This window comes from Sphingobacterium tabacisoli (assembly GCF_017908035.1).
GTDB classification, from domain to species: Bacteria; Bacteroidota; Bacteroidia; order Sphingobacteriales; family Sphingobacteriaceae; genus Sphingobacterium; species Sphingobacterium tabacisoli.
The window spans coordinates 1,761,526-1,785,787 of sequence record NZ_JAEQMU010000001.1; the positions used below are offsets into that span (position 1 = coordinate 1,761,526).

Here is a 24,262-nt window from a genome sequence, read left to right on the forward strand (position 1 = left end):
ATTTAAAAATGTTGGATAACGGGGTTAATATTCGCCTCCAGAAAAGCACGCTTTAGGACAATATTCCAATAGTTATAATACTGCAATAGATTTTGCTTCTCATTCTGAAGTAAGATAGCTTGAACCTGTAAAAGTTCGGCCAAATTAATAAGACCACCTTCATAGCGTACCTTATACATCTCATAAGCCTCAGAAGCCTGTTGCTTACTACGATCCGACTCCACCAGACCGGCAGCAGTCTGCCGCTCCTGAGTCGACAGATCCAATAAACGCTGCTCCAATTCATTATCTAACAATCGGTATTCGTCCTCGACTTTGCTCCGCTTGGCTTCGAAAATCTTACGATTAGACTTAGCCGTAAATAGCTGTTGTAAATTCCAGTTCACCCCTACGCCAACAAAATAATTATGGGCATAGTTCTGAAACATATCTCCATAACTATTGGAGGCCACACCTGATGACGAGACTCCAGAACTCCGGCTAGAAAGAGCTCCTATCCCTATAATTTGAGGCAATACTTGTTTGCTGGATTTCTTGACCAATTGGTCTAGTTTTTCCGTTTCAGTCTTCTTGATTTCTAATAAGGGCTGGAGTACGTCTCCCCCTGTTTCCGCTTTCAACAAAACAAAAAAACGAGCCACAGACTGAGCTGCTGGATTGACTGCTCCTCCCACAAATTCCGAAAGCGCATACACGCCACCTTTCAACTGTCCAGAAACATGAGATAGCTCAGACTGCACATTGTTTAATGAAGAAGATACAAGCAGCGTATCCGCACTTGGGACAATACCACTGGTCGCCAGATCCCGAGTGAGTTCCAAAATATCCTGATACCTCTTCAGGTGCTCATGATACCAATCCGAAAGAATCTGGTAATACAGGTAATTTATATAGCGGTGGGAAAGTTCATTCTGTACCAATAGCGTATATTGATTCGCTTCCCAGGTGGACTGCTTTATCGCTGTAGATCCCAGAGCTTTGTCTAAATTTTTCCGTCCAAAATTGACCAAATCCCAATTTAGACTACTTGTAGCATATTGATTAAACGTATTAGAAGAGCCACCCGAGGTATTTGAGCCACTGATATTAAAAATACCCGGCATGGGATAAAAGGCCCCCGAAACATTATTCAACGAGCTTAATCCCTGTTGGTACTGGAGCCATACCTGTGGTTTATAACGCTCCAATGAAGACGCACTATCCAATCGGGAAATACCGATTTCCTGGTCTTTTATAGAAAATCCTTTATAATTTGCTTTTGTCTGCTGCCAATAGTCCTCGAGTACTTGACCATGCACATTATTAGTGATAAGTCCTGTCCCAATGACGAGCAAACAAGCACATAACTTGTTGATCATCGATTAAAATTTATAGTAAAAAACACAATTAGAATAAAGAGCCCATAGGCTTAACTTTAACAGTGTTTAAATCCTATAAATTGAACCGTTTTATAAAAAGAAATAGATTATTGGAGCCATAATAATAGGCCCGTGGTGGGTAAACTCTAGAAGTTTTTTGAGAAACACCTAAAAATAGAACAAAAAAGAAAGCCAATAACAATACCGAAGGAGAAAAATCGATATCGGAATGACCTACCTTCACTAAATTTTCTTTAATCTCCAATACACAAGGTGCTTCTAAAGGCGTAATCAATTTAGAATGCTTGATGGTCAATCCTGAAGAAGGTTGCGACGTAGAGCTAAGCTTAATAGATGCCTTAATAGGACAAGAGGTCAGAATAAACACCATAAAAATGCCTATGATTCGCATTATACATGCAAATGAGCTATTTTTTATAGTATATAAATTATTCATCAGTACAAACCTACATAAATTTACCACTATACGCAATATAATCGCTTTCGAATATAAAATTCTGTAGCTCTCCTCAGCCTAAAAACACCTTTAATTGAGGAAATATAGACTATTCCTCCTCAGAATAAAATAGATGTAACGCCTATTTTACCTTTTCTAGATTCCATTTGACATACCAGAGGCGCCCCACCCAATAAGATATTGACAGAATTAACTTTCAAAACTTTCCATTTTGCCATCTATACGGCTTAAAAAATATCTTTTTGAAAAAACACCTCATGCAATCGATTGTTTAGAAGGAATTATTTACTTTTGTTGTCCTATTAACAGATTAAACTTGATACTATGTGTGGAATTGTCGGCTATGTAGGCCATCGACAAGCATACCCCTATTTAATAGAGGGATTGCGTAAACTAGAATACCGCGGATACGATAGCGCAGGAATAGCGCTCCATTCTCAACAACAATTACTAATATCCAAAACTGCCGGTAAGGTGGCTGCATTAGAAGAGTTGACGAAAACAATAGACCTTTCGGCCAAAACAGGAATTGGACATACCAGATGGGCGACCCATGGAGTACCATCCGATCACAATGCCCATCCGCATCGTTCGCAGAATGGAAAGTTAGCCCTGGTACACAATGGTATTATTGAGAATTACGCAACAATAAAAGAAGAGCTACTCAAAAAAGGTTATACCTTCAAAAGTGATACAGACTCTGAAGTACTGCTCAATTTCATTGAAGACATCAAAACAAATAATGCCTGTACGCTCGAAGAAGCAATACGTATCGCCTTAAAACGTATCACAGGAGCTTATGTCATCCTCGTCCTGGACGAAGACAGCCCAAACACGATTATAGCTGCAAGAAAAGGTAGCCCACTGGTCATCGGAATTGGCAATGGCGAACATTTCTTAGGCTCTGATGCATCCCCTATGTTGGGACATACCAAAGAAGTCGTTTATATCAATGACTATGAGCTGGCAATTATAAAACCTGATGAGCTGATCCTAAAAAACCTAGGTAACGATATCGTAACGCCATTCGTACAAAAATTGGACATGGAATTGGCCAGCATAGAAAAAGCAGGCTACCCGCACTTTATGCTGAAAGAGATATTTGAGCAACCTAAAGCAATTCAGGATTGTCTAAGAGGAAGATTAGATAGCACCACGCACCAGATTACCCTAAGCGGGTTAGAAAAAGTAAAAGACAAACTTCTAGCTGCGCATCGCATCATTATCGTCGCCTGTGGAACCAGCTGGCATGCTGCACTCCTAGCAGAATATTGGATTGAAGAGCTCTGTCGTGTTCCTGTTGAAGTAGAATATGCCTCTGAATTCAGATACAGAAATCCAATCGTCGGACCGGATGATCTGATCATAGCCATATCACAAAGTGGAGAAACCGCGGATACACTCGTCGCACTTGAAAACGCAAAACAACATGGTGCTACTATATTCGGGGTCGTCAATGTTGTCGGATCCTCCATTGCCAGACTATCTGATTCGGGCATCTACACACACGCCGGACCAGAAATAGGAGTAGCCAGTACAAAAGCATTTACAACTCAGCTTGCAGCTCTTTTATTATTCGCAATCAAGCTCGCGCAATACAAACAAAAAATAGATACCGCTACCAGCGACACGCTTATCAACGAACTACAGGCTGTACCTGATAAGGTACAGGAGATCTTAAATTCACAACTCGAAAAGATAAAGAGTATAGCCCATAAATATGTGGACGCAAAAGATTTTCTATACCTAGGTCGTGGATATAACTTTCCGATAGCATTAGAAGGCGCTCTAAAACTCAAAGAAATCTCTTACATTCATGCAGAAGGCTATCCAGCGGCTGAAATGAAACATGGACCGATTGCATTGGTAGACGAAAATCTACCGGTATTGTTCATTGCTACAAAAGATAAAATACAGGAAAAGATAATCAGCAATATGCAAGAGATAAAAGCCCGTTCGGGACAGCTCATTGCACTGGTATCAACCGATGACACCTTCGTATCTTCCATGGCCGACGACAGTATCGAAATACCTGAAGCACACGAAATCATAGCGCCTATACTATCCACTATTCCTCTACAGCTATTGGCTTACTATATCGGTATTGCCAGAGGCTGCGACGTGGACAAACCTAGAAATTTAGCTAAATCAGTAACGGTAGAATAGACGATGACATTCATTTCAAAAGAGCCGCTACACGCCTTGGGATATGGCTTTATAACTGAAAAAGAGGTGTCTGGACCAACAAACGAGTACGATATACGTAATCAACAGTTGGGAACAGATAAGGAATTCAGACAGCTCACAGCCCAAGAGATTCAACAGCTAACCAACCAGCTCAATTACAGTTCGGACTGGTCGAAGGTATGGGTTAGCGCCCCCTTTTTCCCGGAACAGATCCAGCATTCCAAATTTTATGGATTGGTAAGGATAGGTGCTATGGAACAGACTTACCTTTCTTATAGGGACCTACGCCTTCCTACAGGAATATACAATTCGACCATAGTAAGCTCCGATATCGGAGCATGTTCTGCTATACATCATGTGCGTTATATGGCACATTTCATCATTGGAGAACAGGTACTGCTCTCCAATATCAATGAAATGGAAACCAGCAATAACGCCAAATTTGGAAACGGCATCCTCAAAGAAGGAGAATCTCCAGACAAAAGGATCTGGATGGAATTATGTAATGAAAATGGGGGGCGATCCGTCGTCCCCTTCGATGGCATGCAAGCGGCAGATGTCTACCTATGGTCACGCCATCGAGAAGATTTCATATTCCAAAACCGCCTATTAGAAATAACGGATAGGCATTTCTCCACACAACGGGGATACTATAGCACCCTAGCCGACAATGTGGTATTGAAGAACTCAAATACGATCAAGGATGTTAAAATAGGTCCTTATGCATACATAAAAGGAGTAAATAAGCTGAAAAACGTAACGGTAAACTCCAGTAAAGAAGCATTCACACAAATCGGAGAAGGATGTGAAATTGTAAATGGAATAATTGGTTACGGTTGCCGCGTTTTCTATGGTGTCAAAGCTGTTAGGTTTATATTATCTTCACATTCACAGCTGAAATATGGAGCCAGACTGATCAACTCTTTTTTAGGCGACAACTCTACTATATCCTGTTGCGAAGTGCTCAACTCGTTACTGTTCCCTTCTCACGAGCAACATCACAATAACTCCTTCCTATGCGCAGCATTGATAAAAGGACAAAGCAATATGGCTGCTGGAGCCACAATAGGTTCCAATCATAATTCAAGAGCTGCGGATGGTGAGATAATAGCAGGAAGAGGGTTTTGGCCCGGTCTATGTGTCAGTATCAAACATAATTCAAAATTTGCCTCTTATACCCTACTTGTAAAAGGCGACTTTCTACATGAGCTTGATATCAGAATACCATTCTCTCTCGTCAGCAATGAAGCCGACAAAAACCGATTATTGATAGTTCCTGGATATTGGTTTCTCTACAATATGTATGCGCTGATGCGTAATACAACCAAATTCAACGATCGCGACAAACGAACACTAAAAAATCAATACCTCGAATATGATGTTTTAGCACCAGATACCGTTAATGAAATGTTTGATGCCCTACAGGAGATAGAAATGGCGGTAGGCCAGGCCTGGCCGGAGATAGAACCCGAAGCCACAGCTCAAATCCGTGGACGTCGACTCTTAATGGATCCAAATTTTGATTTAAACCAACGTGAGGTATATCTCACGAATACAGAATTCTCAAATCGCAAAGTTGTAGTAGTGAAAGCGAGAGCATGTTATCATACTTTCAAGCGTATGATTCATTACTATGGGGCAGTACACCTTGTTGATTGTCTCGAAAAGGGCACATGTGGAACATCCGCTCCAAGTGCTATTCCGGAACGAAGGGAGTACTTTGAAAATGTGGGAGGCCAATTGATTCCACAAAAACATATAAAGACACTGATAGAGGATATCAAAACGCAAAAAATTGATTCCTGGAATGAGGTGCACGAGCGTTATCATACCTGGAGTAAATTATACCCACAAAGTAAAATCGATCACGCTTTAGCTTCCCTAGCACAGATTACGGAGACCTCACCGGCAGACTGGGACACCGATTTTATCAACCACACATTAGCGCAGAGCCTTGATACTAAAAAGTGGATTTACAGCGAAATCAAAAAATCAAGAGGAAAAGATTATGAAAACCCATTTCGGATGTTAACCTATAACTCCAAAGAAGAAATGGAAAAAGTAGTCGGAAAATTAGAAGAAAATAGTTTCTTGATCAAGCAACAAGCAGAGTTCACTTGCTACGAAGAAAAAATCGCTAAAATAACAACAAAATAAATATTGTATCTTAGTTGTATCATAAATTAAGCTTACCATGTCAAACACAAGTACAGGCCATATAAAAGTTAAAAGCATCCAAGACACTGCAGCACCATATGGCTTGTACACGACATACATCACCCCGAGTGACAAAGAACTGAAAGGATCTGTCTTAGTTCTTCACGGCATGCAAGAACATAGTGGAAGGTACATACAATTTGCAGAACACCTCGTCACTGTTGGATTCGCCGTCTTGCTTTATGACCATATAGGTCATGGCAATACCGCCACCGATGATACCGCAAAGGGTTACTTCCAACAAGAAAGACCGCAGGAGAGATTAATTAATGACGCTATAGCGCTACATCATTATTTAAAGGACAAACACCCCGATCATCCGCATTTTATCATCGGACACTCCATGGGTTCCTTTATTACCCGATGTGTATTACAACGGATAGGAAACGAATTTGATGGAAGTATATGGATCGGTACCGGAGCCAAAACAGCAGGAGCCGAAGCTTTTAGGGCGCTCCTAGCTTTACTCCAGAAAATAAGTCCTAGAAAACGGAGCAAACTGATCAATGGTATCTTCAGCAAAATGAACAATACAAAATTTCGGCATGAACCCGACTTTGATGATACCAGTTGGCTGAGTCTAAGTAAAACAAATAGGAAGCGTTTCCAAGAAGATCCACTTTGTGGCATCCCTTTTACCAACAACGCCTTCTATACCCTCCTGACCATACTGTTGACAGCAACAAAAAAAGGATGGCAGAATTCCATCCCAAAAAGTCTTCCGATTCTCTTAGTCAGCGGGCAAGATGACCCAATTGGTGGCTTTTCCAAGGGAATAGAAAAAACAGAAAAACAACTTAAAGAAAGCGGCTTCCAAGAGGTAGATATCATTACTTACCCAAAGAAAAGACATGAAATCCTGCAGGAAGAAAACAGCATAGAGGTGTTTGAAGCTATCGCACAATGGTTATTGTCCCATGCCAAATTACGCCTGATCCAATAACTTCTCAAAAGCTTTACGTTGCGCCCCGCCCCGAAAGTACACCTCACCACAATATACATACCCCAGTTTATCAAACACCCGTAACATGCCTGCGTTATCGTAATTTGTGTCTACTTTAATACTTAATCGATCCTGGGATAAACTAACTTTTTCAGCCTCCAGCATCATCCAGGTTCCCAGTCCCTTTATTACGTCATGTTGCGAAACAGCTAGCCGGTGTATCACCGTATATGGACGCTCTGTAAGCCACTTACCGGTCAGCTCCTCGTAGGCAGGCTCGATAGCACCGATTACTGCGATATAAGCCACTATCGCCCCTTCTATGCGCTCAGCTACAAATCCATACCCCTTTTCAACATCTTCCATTATGACTTCCCGATTGGGATAACCATCCTGCCATTGATCCGACCCATCGTTACGGCGCTTCGCTATCGCCTCCTCTAGTACTGCCCAGACAGCATCCACATCCGAAATGGTAGCCTTACGAAAAATAATACCTGAGAACATATCTTTATATCTATGCTAGGCTTTTTCAGCCTTTTTAACCTTATTAATTTTAAATTGTAAAAGTATGATGGAAGCGACCAAAGAAACACCTCCGATCCACACCAATCCCCATACAGGCCCTTTTATAAGATCTGCTGTTCCCTGCTCTATAATCATCGTTCTAAAGATCTGAAGGTAATGGGTAAGCGGAATCAATTTAGACAACCAGACAATCCAATCCGGCATCTGGCTCAATGGCCAGGTAAAACCACTTAATATAAACGAGGGAGTAGCAATAACCATCAATATCTCCGTAGCCTTCAACTGGCTTGGAATAGCAATACTGACCAATATCCCCAAGAAAGCAACAGCAAGCAAAAACAGAAAAGAAGCCCCAAAAAACGCAAATCCTTCAACATGTAAAGGCATCCTATAAAAAACAGAATAACCGTAGTACAAACCATAAATTAAAAAGGACATCAGCACATAGGGAGTAATCTTAACCAGAATCAGCACAAAGACATTGGAAGTCTTACCTACAAGCTCACGGAAAGTATTGTTTTCGAATTCAGACGCAAAGCTCAAGGCCAGTCCCAACATCATCACCTGCTGCAGAACAGTCAGCAAAACACCCGGCAGCATAAAGTACAAGTAATTACCACTCCGTATATTCTGTTTGACAATAGTCGTCTTAAAAGGCTCATACTGTTGTTCGGCGACGTAAGCAGGAACACCTTTCTTCTCCTGAGATTTGATTTGTATACCCGCTTTCATGGTCCCTGCACACACATTGACCGCCATCATAGCATAATTTGATGTCAACGTATTAGAAGCATTGACAAATAACGTCAACTCTGTACTACGGTTATAATTAACATCTGATGAAAAATTCTTCGGAATATGAACAACCACAGTAGCCTCTTTCTCCAATGCAGCCTCTTTGGCGCCAAAAGGATCAGCCATCAGTTCGGCAACATAGATCACCTCATTCTCATTGAACATATCAATAAGTTGCCTAGACAAAGGACTACGATCCTCGTCCACCACTATAATCGGCAGATGCGTCACCTTACCTTTCTTATACACCCCTCCTACAAGAACACCATACATAACAGGGGCTCCTAAAAAAAGAATGAGTAAAACCTTATTCTGATAGAATAAAGCGAACTCTCTCTTAATCAAACTCCAAAAGTTACCCATAATTACTTCTCGTCTTTAACGATAAATGTCGCTTTAGTTAACAATTCTTTATCATCCGTAGCATTTGTAGGACGCAAACGCACTTCAAATAAAGTCTCCTGTTGTTCAAAGTCAGGATATGCTGTACTAATACTCGCATAATTACTCAATGATTTGATAGTCTCTACCCGTGCACTCAATGTTTTATTTTCTAAGTAAGGAATAGCCAATGTCTTTACAGCTCCCTTCTGAAAATCCTTAATACGGCTTTCTGGAATTGTAACCCTAAAGTAAGCGCCATCCGATACATAGCCAGAAGCTAAACTATATCCTGCCAAAGCCAACTCTCCAACCTTGAGGTTGATCGTTTCGATAGACATATCTTGAGGAGCAATCACATAACGCTCCTTTGCTGCGACATTGACCTCCGAAACTGCTCCTATCGCGCGTTCCTTCTGTCCTAATGCCATTTTCTGCTGCTCAATACGAGCACCATTCTTCACATCAGCCAACTCGGCCTGAGCGGCCAAATATTGATTTTTGGCACCTTGGTATTTAGCGTATATCTCGTCATATTTTTGCTGTGCAACCAAAGAATCAAGAAGTAGATTTTTCATCCGGTCAAGAGACTTCTGCGCAAAATCATATTGCTCTTTCAGTCCCGCTACCTTAGCATTTAGCTGTGTCAACTGTCCGTCCGTTGCCCCCTTTACCGCCATGTCATACTGCGCTTGAGCTGCCTCGAGAGCACCCTGCGCCTGTACGGATTTTGCATCGACCTCAGGCAGCTCCAAAACAATCAGAGTATCACCTTTATGCACCAATTGCCCCTCTTCGACTAGAATCCGATGGATTTTACCGGGTATCTTTGTGGTTACCGAAATCTGATCCCGCTCGATTTTTCCTTCTAGAGCCTTCTGCTGTTTCGCATCTTTGTTTGAACACCCCTGGACCAATAATGCGACAAAAGCTATATAAAATGTGTTTTTCATTATTATTAATTATTTATAACGATGCTGACTATCGTATTAACAGGTTGCTCTTCTTTTGTCTAAACCGTAATAAGACTGTATCATCTCTTTTTGTTTATTCTATCTATATATTCTTAAAGCCGATCCTAACGGACAGACACGAAATCCGTACCTATCTTGTAATCGTATCGTAAAGGTTTCCATTAGCCTTCAACAACTCCGTTACCGCATTACGCTGATTCAGAATCTGACTATAATAACCCAAGGATTGTTTATAAAACTCATTCTCTGCCTCCAAGCGCTCGGTCACATCACTCAACCCTTCCTCAAACTGACGCGAAGCCAAATGCAGGTTATTCTTAGCGATTGCTACCTGTTGCTGATTCACACCAATTTTCTGAAGTCCCAGCTCATAGTCAGCACGTGTCTTACGCTGCAATAGGCTTAGCTTTTCCTTTGTATCTTCCAATTTGTTCTCATTGATCTGAATGTCCAGCTTAGCACGTTCGATAGCACTCTTATGCGTCTTACCTTCGAAAACATTCCACTTCATACCAATCCCTACAGCGTAATTTGGAGCCAACTGCAAATGGTTCGTCTTCATTTTTACATCGCCTACCTGCCCAATATCCTTCAATGTAAAATGAGAATCAAAAGCATTCAGATAAGAAACACTACCAAAAGCAAAGACTAGTGGTAACTTTCCACCTTTTTCTTTTTTCAATGCAAAGTCATAAGCCTTTTGTGAAGCCTCAAGAGCCTGCAACTCTTTACGGTTCATTACCGTAGCTTCATCCAAAGCAAGCACAATCTCGGATAGTGGGTATACAACAGTCTCCAATTCAGCTTTATCCAGTCCAGTCAGTTCTTGCAATTTATAATACAGCAACTCGCGATTACTTTCGACTTCCGCTTTTTTATTTTCCAATTCCAGCATCGCTAACTTCAGCTTATCCCGATCATAAGGAATAGCTAATCCATTATCAATGGCCTTGACAACCTTCTGATGCTCTTTATTCAATCGCTTTTCAGAATCCGCAATAAGCACATCTACCTCACGCAATAGCATCAATTGATCGAAAGAAAACAACACCTCTTGTGCAATTTGATCACGTCCTGCCTCTTGCATCAGCGACTGGGCGATAAATTTCTGTTCTAATGCCTTTTGTCCGTTCGTAATCTGCAAACCACTAAAAATAACCTGCTTAGCAGTCACACCTGCCAGTGCTACCTGTGTAGACAGGTTCGATCTTTGCGATCCCTCAAACAGATTAAAACCAGTAATAGGAAGATGATGTGTTGGCAAATCTAGATCAACACTGCTGTTAAGATAACCATATCCACCATGCAGGGATACTGTTGGAAGAAACTTACCTTTTACTTCCTCCCGCTCCAAAGCTACTTTTTGGTTTTCCAGATAAGCATTTTGCATCCCCTTATTATGCCTTACTGCCTGTTCAACAGGTGCCTTAAAACTGGTCAACTGCTCCTGTGCCAGCAAACTCCCGGAGATACTGCTTCCTAAATAAAAGAAGAAAAAAAGACAACAATACCTATATTTCATACTAATTTAATTTCATACTATTTTTATAAACAAGACAAAACTACGTCTAAATTGTTATTAAAAATTTAAGATATCTTAAAAAAATCACTTCAAACCACGTATAACCGAAAGAGTCTGCTGCGAAACGCCTAAAAAAGAAGCAATATGTCCCAATGTAGCCTTCTGAAAAAGAGCCGGATTCTCGGCGATTAGCGACTGATAACGTTCGCTAGCGGTTTCAAACTGCATATTATAAAAACGCTTCGAAAAATTGATCAAAGAATCCAACAGAATCCGTTGTATAATACGGTTCATCGTAATGTCTGCTGCCGCTAGATCTTGTATCGCCGAAAATGGAACCCGAGTAATACAGGTCTCGTTAAGCGCTTGAAACCCGAAAACCGAAGGCTTATCATAATAAAGGCTCTCTATACCGGTACCAAAAGTATCAGGACCGAAAAAATAATGTGTTATGTCTTTCTTCCCCTTATTATAGTAAATCCGTGTAAAACCACTCTCTACAAAATAAACATGCTTTAAATAACTCCCTGGAGAAAAAACAACCGCTCCTTTATCATATTTTTTCGTCTCTGACATCGCCGTAAATACAAATTCAATTTCATCATTTATAGGGTATAGACTTTTTAAATAGTCAATAATTCTCATAGTTTATCTTTAAACATAGCCATCGGCCAATCCAATTTGAATATATCTATTTTAACGCCAATTATCCAAACTTGATTAAAAAGTATTTAAGAAAGACCTTCAAAGAACACGGAAATAATACAACTGGATATTTTTTTAAACCTCATAAGAATAAAAAGAAAAATATTCATATCTTTGCACTTCCGTAAGTACGGAAACTTTAAATTAACATAATTATTTAAAAAATGCAACAGTACGAATCTGTAATCATTCTTACCCCGTTGCTTTCAGAGGATGCTGCGAAAGAAACTATCGCAAAATTCAAAAGCATCCTTACAGAAGGCGGAGCCGAAATTATCGCTGAAGATAATTGGGGTTTGAAAAAATTAGCGTATCCAATCCAGAAAAAAACAACTGGATTCTATCACTTAACTGAATTCAAGGCTCCAGGTGAATTAATTAAAAAATTAGAGCTTGAATACAAGCGCGATGAGCGTGTGATGCGCTTTTTAACTATCGCTTTAGATAAGCACGCTGTTGCTTATAGCGAGAAAAAACGCAGCGGTGCATTCAACAAGAAAGCTGAAACTAAAACTGAGGAGGTAGCAAACTAATGTCAAAAGAGAACATTCAATACGTGACAGCTCCTAAAGTAGAGGACAACCGTAAAAAATACTGTCGTTTCAAGAAAAACGGTATTAAGTACATCGACTACAAAGACGCAAACTTCTTAATGAAATTTGTTAACGATCAAGGTAAAATCTTACCTCGTCGTCTTACTGGTACATCATTGAAATTCCAACGTAAAGTAGCGCAAGCGGTGAAACGTGCACGTATCATCGGACTTATGCCTTACGTAGCTGATTCATTAAAATAAGGAGGATACGATAAATGGAAATTATATTAAAACAAGATGTTAAACACCTTGGTGAAAAAGACGATATCGTAGTAGTAAAACCTGGTTTCGGACGCAACTACTTAATTCCTCAAGGATTTGCTATTTTAGCAACATCTTCAGCAAAAAAAGTATTGGCTGAGAACATCAAACAAGCTCAGTTCAAACAAGAGAAAATTAAGAAAGATGCAACAGAATTAGCAACTAAATTAGAAAACGTTAAGCTTTCTATCGGTGCTAAAGCTGGTGAAACAGGAAAAATCTTCGGTAAAGTAAACAGCATTCAAATTGCTGACGCATTGAAAGCACAAGGTTACGAAGTAGATCGTCGCCGTATTACTTTCGAAGTAGAACCTAAAACACTAGGTGAATACGTAGCTAACTTAAACTTACACAAAGAAGTGAAAGTTCAAGTTCCTTTCGAAGTAGTAGCTGAGTAATCAGTACACGATGAAAAATACAGAGGAGATAATGAAAATTATCTCCTCTTTTTTGTATCCTGCTTCTCAAAGACATTCCTCTCCCTCTTCCATCCCCTCCAAAGCCGACCAAAAGCTAGTAGATAAAGAAAGTTTTCCCTATTTTTGACCAAAACAAAAGAAGTATTTGATATGAGGCCAAAAACAATCATTATTGCAATCCTACTCGCCATCGTTGTCATTATATTATTTAACAATAAAGAAGAAAGCACCTTCTGGTTTTTTGGAGAAATTAGAACTTCCAAGCTTATTCTGCTCGCAGCGTTCTATGTATTAGGTATGATTACAGGCGGTATCCTCTTCAGGCGTCGTAAAAAGCACCCGAAAGAATATGCTATAACCAACCCAAATATTCCCACCACAGTAATTACAGATACAGATAGCACCACTTCATCTCCATATGCCCCAACAGCACTATCAGATGAAGACCGTGAATTTATTAGAAGAGACTAAATAACATGCAGGAACTTGCTTTATTATTCGATATGGATGGCGTAATAGCCCACACAAACCCATATCATTCAAAAGCTTTCGAGGCCTTCTTTGACAGACATAACATCTCCTATAGCCTTCCAGAGTTTGAAGAACACATGTATGGGAAACACAACTCCTACATCATGTCCCACTTCTTCAAAAGACCTATTACAGGCGAAGAGCTACTACAGCTGGAAGAGGAAAAAGAAGGACTCTTCCGAGAAATTTATGCCAATCATATCCAAGATTTACCAGGATATATCTCCTTCCTAAGTCAGGCTAAACAACAGGGCATAAAAACGGGAGTAGCGACTTCAGCGCCACGTGCCAATATGGACCTCATTATCGACGGACTCGATATACGTAATATGATGGAATCTTTTATGTCCAGCGAAAACGTTATAAAACACAAGCCCGATCCCGAGGTCTATCTTAAATCAGCAGCCAGTCTCAATATTCCCACCAACCGTTGTATCGTATTTGAAGATTCCTTCTCTGGGATCTCAGCAGCTATTAACGCTAATATGAAAGTGGTCGGTGTTTTGAGCTCACACCACAAAAACGAGCTTCCGCCCTGCGATTTATACATATCCGATTACTCGGAACTACAGCTTACTAGCGTTCTTAATCTTATAGATTAATTAAAAAACTACTTATCTTTGTCTGTGATGAATGTTCAAGATTTATTAGCGCGTGCGCTCCAATTTGACTTCCTTTCTAAGGAAGAAGGTATGTTCTTATACCATAATGCAGCTACGACACAATTAGCTCACGTAGCTAATCTACTGCGGAAAAAACAAGTACCACATGGCAAAGTGACCTGGCAGATTGACAGAAATGTAAATACAACAAACGTCTGTATAGCTAATTGCAAATTTTGTAATTTCTTCAGACGCCCAGGCCATGAAGATAGTTATATCACCGATATAGAAACCTATAAAGCTAAAATAGAGGAAACCTTCAAATATGGAGGTGACCAACTCCTATTACAAGGAGGACATCACCCAGACTTAGGTATAGCGTTCTATCAAAATCTTTTTAAACAGCTCAAAGAACTATATCCTACGCTCAAATTGCATTCGCTGGGACCTCCCGAAATTGCGCATATCGCCAAGCTAGAAGGAATGTCGCATATTGATGTACTGACAACACTCAAAGAAGCTGGATTAGACTCTCTACCTGGAGCAGGTGCAGAAATACTGAACGACCGGGTCAGAAGACTGATTTCAAAGGGTAAATGTGGTGGACAGGAATGGCTGGATGTCATGCGTGCGGCACATAAGATAAATTTACCAACATCCGCAACAATGATGTTTGGTCATATTGAAACCATTGAAGAACGCTTCGAACACCTCGTTTGGATTCGTGAAGTACAAAGTGAAAAGCCCGTCGACAATCATGGATTTATAGCTTTCATACCTTGGCCTTTCCAAGACGATGGTACATTATTGAAAAGACTACGTGGAATTGCTAACAATGTCACTGGAGACGAATACATACGCATGATTGCACTCAGTCGAATCATGCTTCCAAACATCAAGAACATCCAGGCATCGTGGCTAACCGTAGGCAAACCGATAGCGCAGATGTGCTTACACAGTGGAGCAAATGATTTTGGGTCTATCATGATAGAGGAAAATGTGGTCTCTGCAGCCGGTGCACCGCATAGATTTACCTCAAAATCAATACAGGACGCAATCATAGAAGCTGGTTTTGAGCCTCAACTACGTACGCAAACCTATCAATTTAGAGAAATTCCAGAGTCAATGGTTGAACAGGTCATAAATTATTAAGAAAGCCTTAAAAACAGTCCAATGAAAGACATTATGCTCAATATAGAAGCATTGATTTTTGCTTCCGAAGAAGGAATTTCCGCTATCGAGATTAAAAACGTACTTCAAGACGCACTACTAATCGAGATCAATAAAGATGAGGTACTATCCTTTCTTGACAAAATAAAAGTAAAGTATCAGGGCGAAGACTCCGTCTTTACCTTATCTCCCATCAATAACAAGTACCAGTTTTTGACAAAGGTAATATACCATGACGCTATAAATCAATTACAGGCGCATCGTGACCGCAAAAAGTTGAGTCAGGCTGGACTAGAGACACTCTCCATAATTGCCTATAGACAGCCTATTACCAAGCTCGAGGTAGAACAGATTCGAGGCGTAAACTGTGACTATTCCATACAACGCTTATTAGAAAAGGACCTTATAAAAATTGTGGGAAAAGCGGAGAGTATCGGAAAACCCTTGCTTTATGCTACAAGTGATCAATTTATGAATCATTTTGGAATAAATTCTGTGAAAGACCTTCCTCAACTTAAGGATATTATCAACGAAGAAAATAGCATCGGCGAGATTATAGAATAAGGCAAAACCAAAACAACAAAACAAAACACTGATAATCAGCTGCATATTTTTAAAAAAAAGTTTTAAGTTTTGATTTTCTTATCTAATTTTACGCTAGAATTAATAACAGAAAGAATTAGCTTACTATGATGAACGAGAGTGTCGAAAAGTTTGAAATTGAAGAGGAATTAATCAATTTTAATGGTCCAGAGGACGATTCTGATGACTTTGATGATGATGATTTCGGATTAGAAATTGACTCTATAGGTGGGTTTGATGATTTTGATGATGAGGATGAAGATGATTTCTAAATCTCCGTTATAAAGATAGTCCACTTATACAGAAAAAGCGATTTTTTAAAATCGCCTTTTCTATTTTTGGTGTAGCTGTTCGTACAAATCAATGACTTTCTTTTGCAAGTCAATAACTTCAATCTCTCGGAGTTGCAGCTTCCGTCCCAATTCATTCATCTCGTCCATCCTGTCCTTATCATCATCTGTATCTGAAGTAGACAACAATTGAACCAGTGACAGACCAAATAATTTAGAAATCTGGTTTAAACGAGACAAGTTCACATCTGTTATACCAGTTTCAATTTTCGAAAAAGCAGGAATGGATATATCCAATCGCTTTGCAACATCCTCTTGGCTCCAGCCCTTTTGATGTCTTAATAATCTAATCTTTTTTCCTAAAGCATTCATTTGGTAAATGTTATGTTTTACCTCAAAAGTAAAAATAAATTGTTAAAATAAAAAGAAAATCAAAAACAGTTTAGTCTATTTTCGTTAAAAATTTGTCCGCAAACTTTAGCATATTAATACCACTATAATTACTAGAACTCATAAACAACATATTATAACCCTGACTATCAAATACTTCTAAAAAACCATACAAATCAACAGGTTCCGTGATTACCAATAAATTGGGGTGATTAAACACCTTCACAATTTTATCAACAATATTATCTAAAACTACATTTTTTTCTTTTATACTACTCTTATTGATGAAAACAATAGAAGTATCCGATTCTAGCATGCTACTATCATACTGCTCTAACTTTCCTCCCTCGATAACATCATAAGGATTCAACTCTATAATAGTCAACAATTTAAAAGAAGAGAACTGTTCTTTAATAGCATGTATACTAGATTTCAACTTAGTAGGCGTATGGGCAAAATCCTGGTAGACCACACTTCCTTCTGCACTAGCAACAAACTCAAGGTAACGAATCGAACTCTTAAAGTCCTTTATCGCTTCATAAAACTCATCTCTCTTTATACCCAACCACTCACAAACGGTATATGCTCCGGCGATATTCGATAGATTTTGTTTACCTATGATTTGCAAAGGAATCTCCTCTTCTCCGACCTGAAGGTAAGTCACCCCTTTATTAATCGTATAGTTCGGTACCCGATAACCATGTCGATTGATCTTACAATCCTTAGTTTCCCCCACTATCTTTACCACATTATTATCCTCCTTATTATAGATTAATGTACCTTTCGGGACAATCGTATCAATAAAAGTCTCAAATTGGTGAAGATATTCCTCTTCGGTCATCAGCATTTTAAAATTATCCCATTGGATGTTACTTATCAGCGCAATATTAGGGTGATAATAGTGAAATTTAGAATGTAGATCAATAGAGGAAGCATAGAACTCATCGCCCTCAATAAGCATTATAGGGGCACTAGACGTCAATTTGATCAAAGAATCAAACCCTTCCAACTTGGCCCCCACAAGATAGTCAAAGTCCCGATTAAGATACTTTAACACATGCATAACCATACTCGTAATAGTAGTCTTGCCATACGTACCGGCAATCACTACCCGAGTCTTGTCGATACTATGCTCATATACAAACTCCGGAAATGAATAAATCTTAACACCTAACTCTTGTGCCTTTGCCAATTCAACATTGTCTGCTGAAGCATGTTTACCCAAAATCACGGCATCAATATCAGAGGTAATCCGGTCTCCATCCCAACCAATTTTTGTAGGCAATAAACCAGCCTCTTGAAGTCGAGATTTGGACGGTTCCACAATCTGATCATCAGAACCAGTCACCTGATGTCCTAACTTAGCTAAACTAATAGCCAAATTATGCATCACACTACCTCCAATAGCTATAAAATGTATCCGCATGATTATCCTTTAACAAACTTGGCCGCGCACCAACTATCCATTGATTTCATCTCTTGAAAAGAAAAGCCGATAGCATCACATTTATCCTTTAAGATGTTGAGGTCGTCTCCCTCATAAAAACCGCTTAGGTACAACTGCCCTCCCATTTCCAAAACACTCGCATAAGTATCCAATTGGTCTAACAAAATATTCCTATTAATGTTTGCTAATATCACATCGTACTTTTCACCTACAATAACATCCTTAGAACCTAAGCGACTTTCTAAATTTGTGATATTGTTGAGTTGCTTATTCTCTTCTACACTGTCTACACAAATAGAATCATAGTCGACCGCTACCAAAGAAGCAGCCCCACGCTTGGTAGCCAGAATAGCCAAAATACCAGTACCACAGCCCATATCCAATACTCGTTTGCCTTCAAAATCATTGGCCAAAACAAAAGAAAGCATCATCGAAGTAGTTTGATGATGCCCTGTACCAAAAGACATCTTAGGATCAATGACAATCTCGTAATCGTAAGCAGGCTTAGCCTCATGAAAAGTAGCCCGCACATAACAAGCATCATCAACCAAAATTGGATTAAAATCACTTTCCCAAAGGGTATTCCAATTTTGCTCTTCGATGTCGTTTACCGTGTAATCCAGCTGATAATCCGATACCTGTGCCAACAGCAAAGTCTCTAGCGCTTGGATATCCAAATTCGAACTCGGAATATAGCCTACAAAACCATCTTCGTTATCCTCAAAGGTATCAAAACCAATATCTCCAAGCTCTGCAATAAGCAAATCTTTCTGCCACTCCTCAATGTCGGCACTTACAAAATTAACAGCTGTATATTTCATTATTTTAGTTAAATACTTTCACAATTTCCAAGAAATCTCTCGACTTCAAAGAAGCACCTCCAATCAATCCTCCATCAATATCCTTTTGAGCAAATAAAGTAGATGCATTAGAAGGATTTGCACTTCCCCCATAAAGAATAGTAGTCGCATCCGCAACCTCGGCACCATACTGTTGTGCAATAGTCTCACGAATAAAAGCATGCACCTCCTGCGCCTGCTCTGGCGAAGCAGTCAATCCTGTTCCAATAGCCCAAACGGGTTCATAAGCAAGAACAACAGATGCAAAGTCGTCTTGACCTAAATGGAAAACGCCAGCTTCCAACTGCGTTTTTATAACATCAAAGAAACGACCGGATTCACGCTCCTCCTTTGTCTCCCCAATACAAAAAATAGGCTTCAAGCCATGTTTCAATGCAGCATTCAACTTCTCAGCAAGAAGAGCATCTGTCTCCCCAAAATAAGCTCTACGCTCCGAATGTCCTAAGATAACATATTGAGCACCTACGGATTTAACCTGAGAAGCTGAAACTTCACCCGTATAAGCACCTGACTCCGCTTGGTGAATATTCTGAGCACCAATATGCACATTAGGGACTGAGGCACCTAATTTAGCAATAGAAGAAAGATGGATAAATGGGCTGCAAACCACAACCTCTTGATTACCGATTACCTCATCCTTAACCATATTCACAATCTCCGAAAAAAGGCTAACCCCTTCTTCGTAACCAAGATTCATTTTCCAATTTCCTGCTACAATGTTTTTACGCATGATAATATATGTTTAGTGTTGATTAATTTTAATTATATCTTATACCGCTCTTATAAATAAAAGAAAAAATACGTTCATCCTCTTCCTGAAATAACTCTTGCTTCAATACTGATTTACGTCGCATCATGGCAATAAATTCCTCAAAAATATAGGAACTTTTCGCCTCATCCGTCAGCCAACTAAAATCCTCCACAAATTTGGGAATAAAATTCGACATTGCAATCTGACAGCCCACTCCAATCACTGTTCCTGTATTAATTTTTGAATTAATTCCCAACATCACCTGATCCCCCATTATCACACCACATTTTTGCATTCCCGTATCGCGCATTTCCCTTGTAGAGTAATCATAAAGGCGCACATCCTTCCAATCATTACGCAGATTAGAGTTACTACTACCTGCACCGATATTACACCCCTCTCCCAGCACAGCACATCCAAGATACCCGAGATGCCCTTTAGCAGAATTACCCCAAATAACCGTATTATTGATTTCGCCACACACAGTACTATACGGTCCAATGCTGACATTTGGGTAAAGCACTGTTCCACTCTTGACCCGACAGCCCGAGCCGATACAAACAGGTCCATACACCACCACTCCTGCCTCCAATACAGCATCTGGTCCGATATAAATAGGGCCTTTACTCGAGTCGAGCACACAATCCCCCATCATCACTGATTCCGCTATGTAAAATTCTGAACCGACAAAAGAACGACCAGGGTGATCCGATGCTGTGGAAACAGCGCAACCGACATAAGATAGATCAAAAACAATTTGCTCCGCATTACGCAGGTAAATATCCTCAGGATATTCCAACCTTCGATGTTCATGAACAGAGACCACAGCCAAAGCTTCGTTCAATCCTCCCCTACCAAAATCATCCAACTTAGATAAACGTACAGCAATCCAATCCCCTGTGGCCGAGATCAGCTTTTGTCCAACTTCAAGCAAGCCAAGCTCATGAATCAACTCCTTATTCGGCAAAACAGCCCCATCAATAAGCAGAACATCCTTATCCTCACAAACTGAAACCGGAAATTTTTCACGCAAATAGTCCTTTGTCAGATAAGAGACCCCCACATTAAAGATCTGTCGCCATTTCTCTTCCAAAGTAAGTATACCTACACGTAGATTACCCGCAGGACGTGTCGAAGTAAGTGGCATCAATCGCTCTCGAGAAGAGCAATCATCAAATAATAAGATCGAAAAAGACATAGCTCTAAAATACAAAAAATCCCGATAATGCACTTATCGGGATCCTGAACCATAATAAAATATGGTAATTATTTCTTGTTATAACGAGTACGGAATTTATCGATACGTCCTGCTGTATCAACCAATTTCATCTTACCAGTATAGAAAGGGTGCGATGTATGAGAAATCTCCAATTTAACCAATGGATACTCATTACCATCTTCCCAAGTGATTGTTTCTTTAGTATCTACACATGATTTAGTTACAAAAGAATAGTCATTTGACATGTCTTTAAAAACAACTAATCTGTAGTTTGATGGATGCAAATCTTTTTTCATTTTATCTTATGATTACTACTATATATTCAACAATTGAGGTGCAAAGATAATCTATTTAACATCAAAATGCAAAATATTATTTATCCACACCCTATTAATTATTCACCTATTAATGAGGTGAACCCTTAATAAGGGACAAAAGTAACAATATTTTAAAATATAAGAACATTATTAAATCTTTTTTATCCACGTTTTTGCTATTTTTGCTCTTTAAATAGAATCAACCGTACATGAAGTAATATTACGTACGATTGACTTCTTTTTGGGCCAAACAGGTCATATATATTTTCTTCAAAAAAACAACAAATGAGTATTGCATTATCCGAACAGGAATTACAGCGTAGACAAAATCTACAAGGCATTATTGACTTAGGCATTAACCCTTTCCCTGCCGATGAATTCAAGGTGAATGTTACTGCTGCTGATATATTGGAAAACTACGAGCGCGATAAGATCAACTATAAGCATATTTTAATTGCTGGCCGTATCATGAGCCGTCGCATTATGGGAAATGCATCTTTCATCGAGCTTCAAGACACCACTGGACGCATCCAAGTCTATGTAAAAAGAGATGACCTTTGCCCTGGAGAAGACAAATCCTTATACAATACACTATTTAAAAAACTTTTAGACATTGGTGATATCATCGGTATCGAAGGCTTTGTATTCACAACACAAAGTGGTGAAATATCGGTGCACGCAGAAAAACTAACTGTACTTACCAAATCCTTACGTCCACTTCCTGTCGTAAAAGAAGCAGAGGGCAAAACTTTTGATGCTTTTACAGATCCTGAGCAACGCTACAGGATGCGCTATGTGGATCTGATTGTAAACGCACAGAACAAAGAGACGTTTATCAAAAGAACAAAACTATATATCGCTATGCGTCAATTCTTCAATGACGCCGGTTATATGGAGGTAGAAACACCTGTCTTACAAGCGATCCCTGGCGGAGCGGCGGCAAGACCGTTTATCACACATCACAATGCACTAGATATCCCATTGTATCTACGTATAGCTAATGAATTATACCTAAAACGTCTAATTGTTGGTGGATTTGATGGTGTTTATGAGTTTTCCAAAAACTTCAGAAACGAAGGAATGGACCGCACTCACAATCCGGAATTCACCGTAATGGAAATCTACGTAGCCTACAAAGACTACAATTGGATGATGGACTTTACGGAAAGACTTTTAGAGCACTGTGCTCAACAGGTCAATGGTAACACGAAAACCGTATTTGGCGAACACCAGATTGACTTCAAAGCTCCATACCCGCGTGTCACAATGACTGATGCTATCAAACAGTTTACAGGTTTTGACATCACCGGAAAAACCGAAGATGAGATCCGTACAGCCGCCAAAGAAATGGGAATCGATGTAAACGATACTATGGGCAAAGGCAAATTGATCGACGAAATCTTTGGTGAAAAATGTGAAGGCAACTTCATTCAGCCGACATTCATTACGGACTACCCTGTTGAAATGTCTCCGCTCACAAAAAAACACCGCAATAACCCAGAACTAACGGAGCGTTTTGAACTCATGATTTGCGGAAAGGAAGTGGCCAATGCCTATTCCGAGCTTAACGACCCTATTGATCAACGTGAACGCTTTGAGGAGCAATTACGCCTTTCAGAAAAGGGGGATGACGAAGCGATGTTTATCGATCAGGATTTCCTTAGGGCATTAGAGTATGGTATGCCTCCTACTTCCGGTCTTGGTATTGGTATGGATAGACTGATCATGTTCCTCACGAACAATGCCTCTATACAAGAAGTCCTCTTCTTCCCACAGATGCGCCCGGAGAAAAAAGAAGCAACGATAGAACTAGGCCCTGACGAAAAAGCGGTACTAAACCTACTATCGGAAGACCAAAAACCCTTAGGTGAAATCAAAGAGCAATCAGGTCTAAGTGGCAAAAAATGGGATAATGCAACCAAAAGCTTAAGACAAAAAGATCTTATAGATATAATCATCGAAGGCGACAATAAATACATCACAAAGAAATAGATTAACAAAAGCCGTGCTTTCCATAAAAAAGCACGGCTTTTTAATGGAAAGCTCAACCTTAAGAAAACCTCAGCAACTACAAGCCATGATAAGACTACTTTTATACAGCCTTTCCACGATTTTTTTCTTTCTATCAGGTTGTAGCACTCCTTTGGAAAAAGGAGAAACACTACCTTTCTCAGATGCCACCTCAGTTTGGGAAAATCTTTACCTAAAAAACGAACTCAACGGAAAGCGTATTGCATTAAAGGGATTTATCAGCCTTCAAGAACTCCGAATACGAGGAAATGAACAACACTGCCAATTGGTAGACAAAGAAGGTAATCACCTATCATACCTCATCATAAAGAAGAGCAATAAAAACTCCTTAAAACTAACCATAAAAGACACCGAAAAAGTAAACAACCTCCAATACATTGATATTGACTACCCCAATAGCTATATACTGGACAACGAAGGAAAAAAACTCCCACTAAACCAAAATGTATTGGTTTCCTTTGATATAAAGTATAGTAAAAATGCGGAAACAGATTCCTTTGTCGTCTCGGAAGCTACTGAAGACGGAGCACATCCTTTCTTTAAAGATTTTTCAAAAAAAGGACAACGATATTATTTCTTTTATGCGGATAACATCCGCATCGACAGCATATAACCCGCATACAGTTCCTTCCACTCAATAAAAAATCAAAATAACACCTCTTTCTACTAATAATTTTCATTTTTTTTTCACACCTGTAGCTTTTTCTAA

General features: G+C 39.6%; 26 protein-coding genes. 13 read left to right on the top strand and 13 right to left on the bottom strand.

The window, feature by feature from the left end; translation table 11 throughout:
• Positions 1–2: 2 nt before the first annotated feature.
• On the bottom strand, positions 3–1,358 hold the full coding sequence (locus JKG64_RS07410) for a TolC family protein (RefSeq protein WP_210353681.1): 1,356 nt from the start codon (positions 1,356–1,358) through the stop codon (positions 3–5).
• 73 nt (positions 1,359–1,431) lie between these two features.
• Positions 1,432–1,770: a hypothetical protein gene (locus JKG64_RS07415; RefSeq protein WP_210353682.1), complete on the bottom strand. Its 339-nt coding sequence runs from the start codon at positions 1,768–1,770 to the stop codon at positions 1,432–1,434.
• 390 nt (positions 1,771–2,160) lie between these two features.
• On the opposite strand from JKG64_RS07415, the gene glmS reads away from it, so the two are divergent.
• The 3 genes from glmS to JKG64_RS07430 are packed head-to-tail and all read left to right on the top strand — an operon-like array spanning position 2,161 to position 7,183.
• A complete protein-coding gene (gene glmS, locus JKG64_RS07420) occupies positions 2,161–4,002 on the top strand; it encodes a glutamine--fructose-6-phosphate transaminase (isomerizing) (protein ID WP_210353683.1) in 1,842 nt (613 codons plus the stop codon).
• Between the two features lie 3 nt (positions 4,003–4,005).
• Positions 4,006–6,180 (top strand): DUF4954 family protein, encoded by a 2,175-nt coding sequence (locus JKG64_RS07425; protein WP_210353684.1) that lies wholly within the window; start codon positions 4,006–4,008, stop codon positions 6,178–6,180.
• Positions 6,181–6,217: 37 nt separating this feature from the next.
• On the top strand, positions 6,218–7,183 hold the full coding sequence (locus tag JKG64_RS07430; RefSeq protein WP_210353685.1) for an alpha/beta fold hydrolase: 966 nt from the start codon (positions 6,218–6,220) through the stop codon (positions 7,181–7,183).
• On the opposite strand, the gene JKG64_RS07435 is transcribed toward JKG64_RS07430, so the two are convergent.
• The 5 genes from JKG64_RS07435 to JKG64_RS07455 all read right to left on the bottom strand — a co-directional run bounded on the left by JKG64_RS07435 (position 7,166) and on the right by JKG64_RS07455 (position 12,028).
• Entirely contained in the window at positions 7,166–7,690 is a 525-nt protein-coding gene (locus tag JKG64_RS07435; RefSeq protein WP_210353686.1) for a GNAT family N-acetyltransferase, read from the bottom strand. The two genes, JKG64_RS07430 and JKG64_RS07435, sit on opposite strands and share 18 nt — an antisense overlap.
• 15 nt (positions 7,691–7,705) lie before the next feature.
• Positions 7,706–8,869 carry an ABC transporter permease gene (locus tag JKG64_RS07440; RefSeq protein WP_210353687.1) on the bottom strand — a complete coding sequence of 388 codons (1,164 nt, stop codon included), beginning with the start codon at positions 8,867–8,869 and terminating at the stop codon, positions 7,706–7,708.
• A 2-nt stretch (positions 8,870–8,871) separates the two neighbouring features.
• Entirely contained in the window at positions 8,872–9,840 is a 969-nt protein-coding gene (locus tag JKG64_RS07445; RefSeq protein WP_210353688.1) for an HlyD family secretion protein, read from the bottom strand.
• A 151-nt stretch (positions 9,841–9,991) separates the two neighbouring features.
• Positions 9,992–11,383, bottom strand: coding sequence for a TolC family protein (locus JKG64_RS07450; RefSeq protein WP_210353689.1), 1,392 nt, complete (start codon positions 11,381–11,383; stop codon positions 9,992–9,994).
• Between the two features lie 84 nt (positions 11,384–11,467).
• Complete coding sequence (locus JKG64_RS07455) at positions 11,468–12,028, bottom strand: Crp/Fnr family transcriptional regulator (protein WP_210353690.1); 561 nt, start codon at positions 12,026–12,028, stop codon at positions 11,468–11,470.
• Between the two features lie 224 nt (positions 12,029–12,252).
• Here JKG64_RS07455 and rpsF point away from each other — a divergent pair, with 224 nt between their 5' ends.
• The 8 genes from rpsF to JKG64_RS07495 all read left to right on the top strand — a co-directional run bounded on the left by rpsF (position 12,253) and on the right by JKG64_RS07495 (position 16,520).
• Positions 12,253–12,621: a 30S ribosomal protein S6 gene (gene rpsF / locus JKG64_RS07460; protein ID WP_021072255.1), complete on the top strand. Its 369-nt coding sequence runs from the start codon at positions 12,253–12,255 to the stop codon at positions 12,619–12,621.
• Positions 12,621–12,884, top strand: coding sequence for a 30S ribosomal protein S18 (rpsR, locus tag JKG64_RS07465; protein WP_021072256.1), 264 nt, complete (start codon positions 12,621–12,623; stop codon positions 12,882–12,884). The genes rpsF and rpsR overlap by 1 nt, the downstream gene beginning before the upstream one ends.
• A 14-nt stretch (positions 12,885–12,898) precedes the next feature.
• The gene (gene rplI, locus JKG64_RS07470; RefSeq protein WP_202102113.1) at positions 12,899–13,342 is read left to right on the top strand and encodes a 50S ribosomal protein L9; all 444 of its coding nucleotides are present in this window, start codon (positions 12,899–12,901) and stop codon (positions 13,340–13,342) included.
• A gap of 144 nt (positions 13,343–13,486) precedes the next feature.
• Entirely contained in the window at positions 13,487–13,834 is a 348-nt protein-coding gene (locus tag JKG64_RS07475) for an LPXTG cell wall anchor domain-containing protein (RefSeq protein WP_210353691.1), read from the top strand.
• A 5-nt stretch (positions 13,835–13,839) separates the two neighbouring features.
• On the top strand, positions 13,840–14,496 hold the full coding sequence (locus tag JKG64_RS07480) for an HAD family hydrolase (protein WP_210353692.1): 657 nt from the start codon (positions 13,840–13,842) through the stop codon (positions 14,494–14,496).
• A gap of 27 nt (positions 14,497–14,523) precedes the next feature.
• Positions 14,524–15,648: a cyclic dehypoxanthinyl futalosine synthase gene (gene mqnC / locus JKG64_RS07485; protein WP_210353693.1), complete on the top strand. Its 1,125-nt coding sequence runs from the start codon at positions 14,524–14,526 to the stop codon at positions 15,646–15,648.
• 21 nt (positions 15,649–15,669) lie between these two features.
• On the top strand, positions 15,670–16,230 hold the full coding sequence (gene scpB / locus JKG64_RS07490; RefSeq protein ID WP_202102117.1) for an SMC-Scp complex subunit ScpB: 561 nt from the start codon (positions 15,670–15,672) through the stop codon (positions 16,228–16,230).
• Positions 16,231–16,355: 125 nt separating this feature from the next.
• Positions 16,356–16,520, top strand: a complete 165-nt coding sequence (locus JKG64_RS07495) for a hypothetical protein (protein ID WP_021072262.1) — start codon at positions 16,356–16,358, stop codon at positions 16,518–16,520.
• Positions 16,521–16,580: 60 nt separating this feature from the next.
• Here the strand turns inward: JKG64_RS07495 and JKG64_RS07500 are convergent, their stop codons facing one another.
• The 6 genes from JKG64_RS07500 to JKG64_RS07525 all read right to left on the bottom strand — a co-directional run bounded on the left by JKG64_RS07500 (position 16,581) and on the right by JKG64_RS07525 (position 21,501).
• Positions 16,581–16,910, bottom strand: a complete 330-nt coding sequence (locus JKG64_RS07500) for a helix-turn-helix domain-containing protein (RefSeq protein ID WP_133584026.1) — start codon at positions 16,908–16,910, stop codon at positions 16,581–16,583.
• 70 nt (positions 16,911–16,980) lie between these two features.
• Positions 16,981–18,354, bottom strand: coding sequence for a Mur ligase family protein (locus JKG64_RS07505; RefSeq protein ID WP_202102118.1), 1,374 nt, complete (start codon positions 18,352–18,354; stop codon positions 16,981–16,983).
• Between the two features lie 2 nt (positions 18,355–18,356).
• Positions 18,357–19,196: a 50S ribosomal protein L11 methyltransferase gene (prmA, locus tag JKG64_RS07510; RefSeq protein ID WP_210353694.1), complete on the bottom strand. Its 840-nt coding sequence runs from the start codon at positions 19,194–19,196 to the stop codon at positions 18,357–18,359.
• A 4-nt stretch (positions 19,197–19,200) separates the two neighbouring features.
• Entirely contained in the window at positions 19,201–19,965 is a 765-nt protein-coding gene (tpiA, locus tag JKG64_RS07515; RefSeq protein WP_210353695.1) for a triose-phosphate isomerase, read from the bottom strand.
• A 28-nt stretch (positions 19,966–19,993) separates the two neighbouring features.
• On the bottom strand, positions 19,994–21,184 hold the full coding sequence (locus JKG64_RS07520; RefSeq protein WP_210353696.1) for a putative sugar nucleotidyl transferase: 1,191 nt from the start codon (positions 21,182–21,184) through the stop codon (positions 19,994–19,996).
• Positions 21,185–21,252: 68 nt separating this feature from the next.
• Complete coding sequence (locus JKG64_RS07525; RefSeq protein WP_210353697.1) at positions 21,253–21,501, bottom strand: type B 50S ribosomal protein L31; 249 nt, start codon at positions 21,499–21,501, stop codon at positions 21,253–21,255.
• A 306-nt stretch (positions 21,502–21,807) separates the two neighbouring features.
• On the opposite strand from JKG64_RS07525, the gene lysS reads away from it, so the two are divergent.
• On the top strand, positions 21,808–23,514 hold the full coding sequence (gene lysS, locus JKG64_RS07530) for a lysine--tRNA ligase (protein ID WP_210353698.1): 1,707 nt from the start codon (positions 21,808–21,810) through the stop codon (positions 23,512–23,514).
• Between the two features lie 85 nt (positions 23,515–23,599).
• Positions 23,600–24,166, top strand: coding sequence for a hypothetical protein (locus JKG64_RS07535; protein WP_210353699.1), 567 nt, complete (start codon positions 23,600–23,602; stop codon positions 24,164–24,166).
• Positions 24,167–24,262 lie beyond the last annotated feature (96 nt).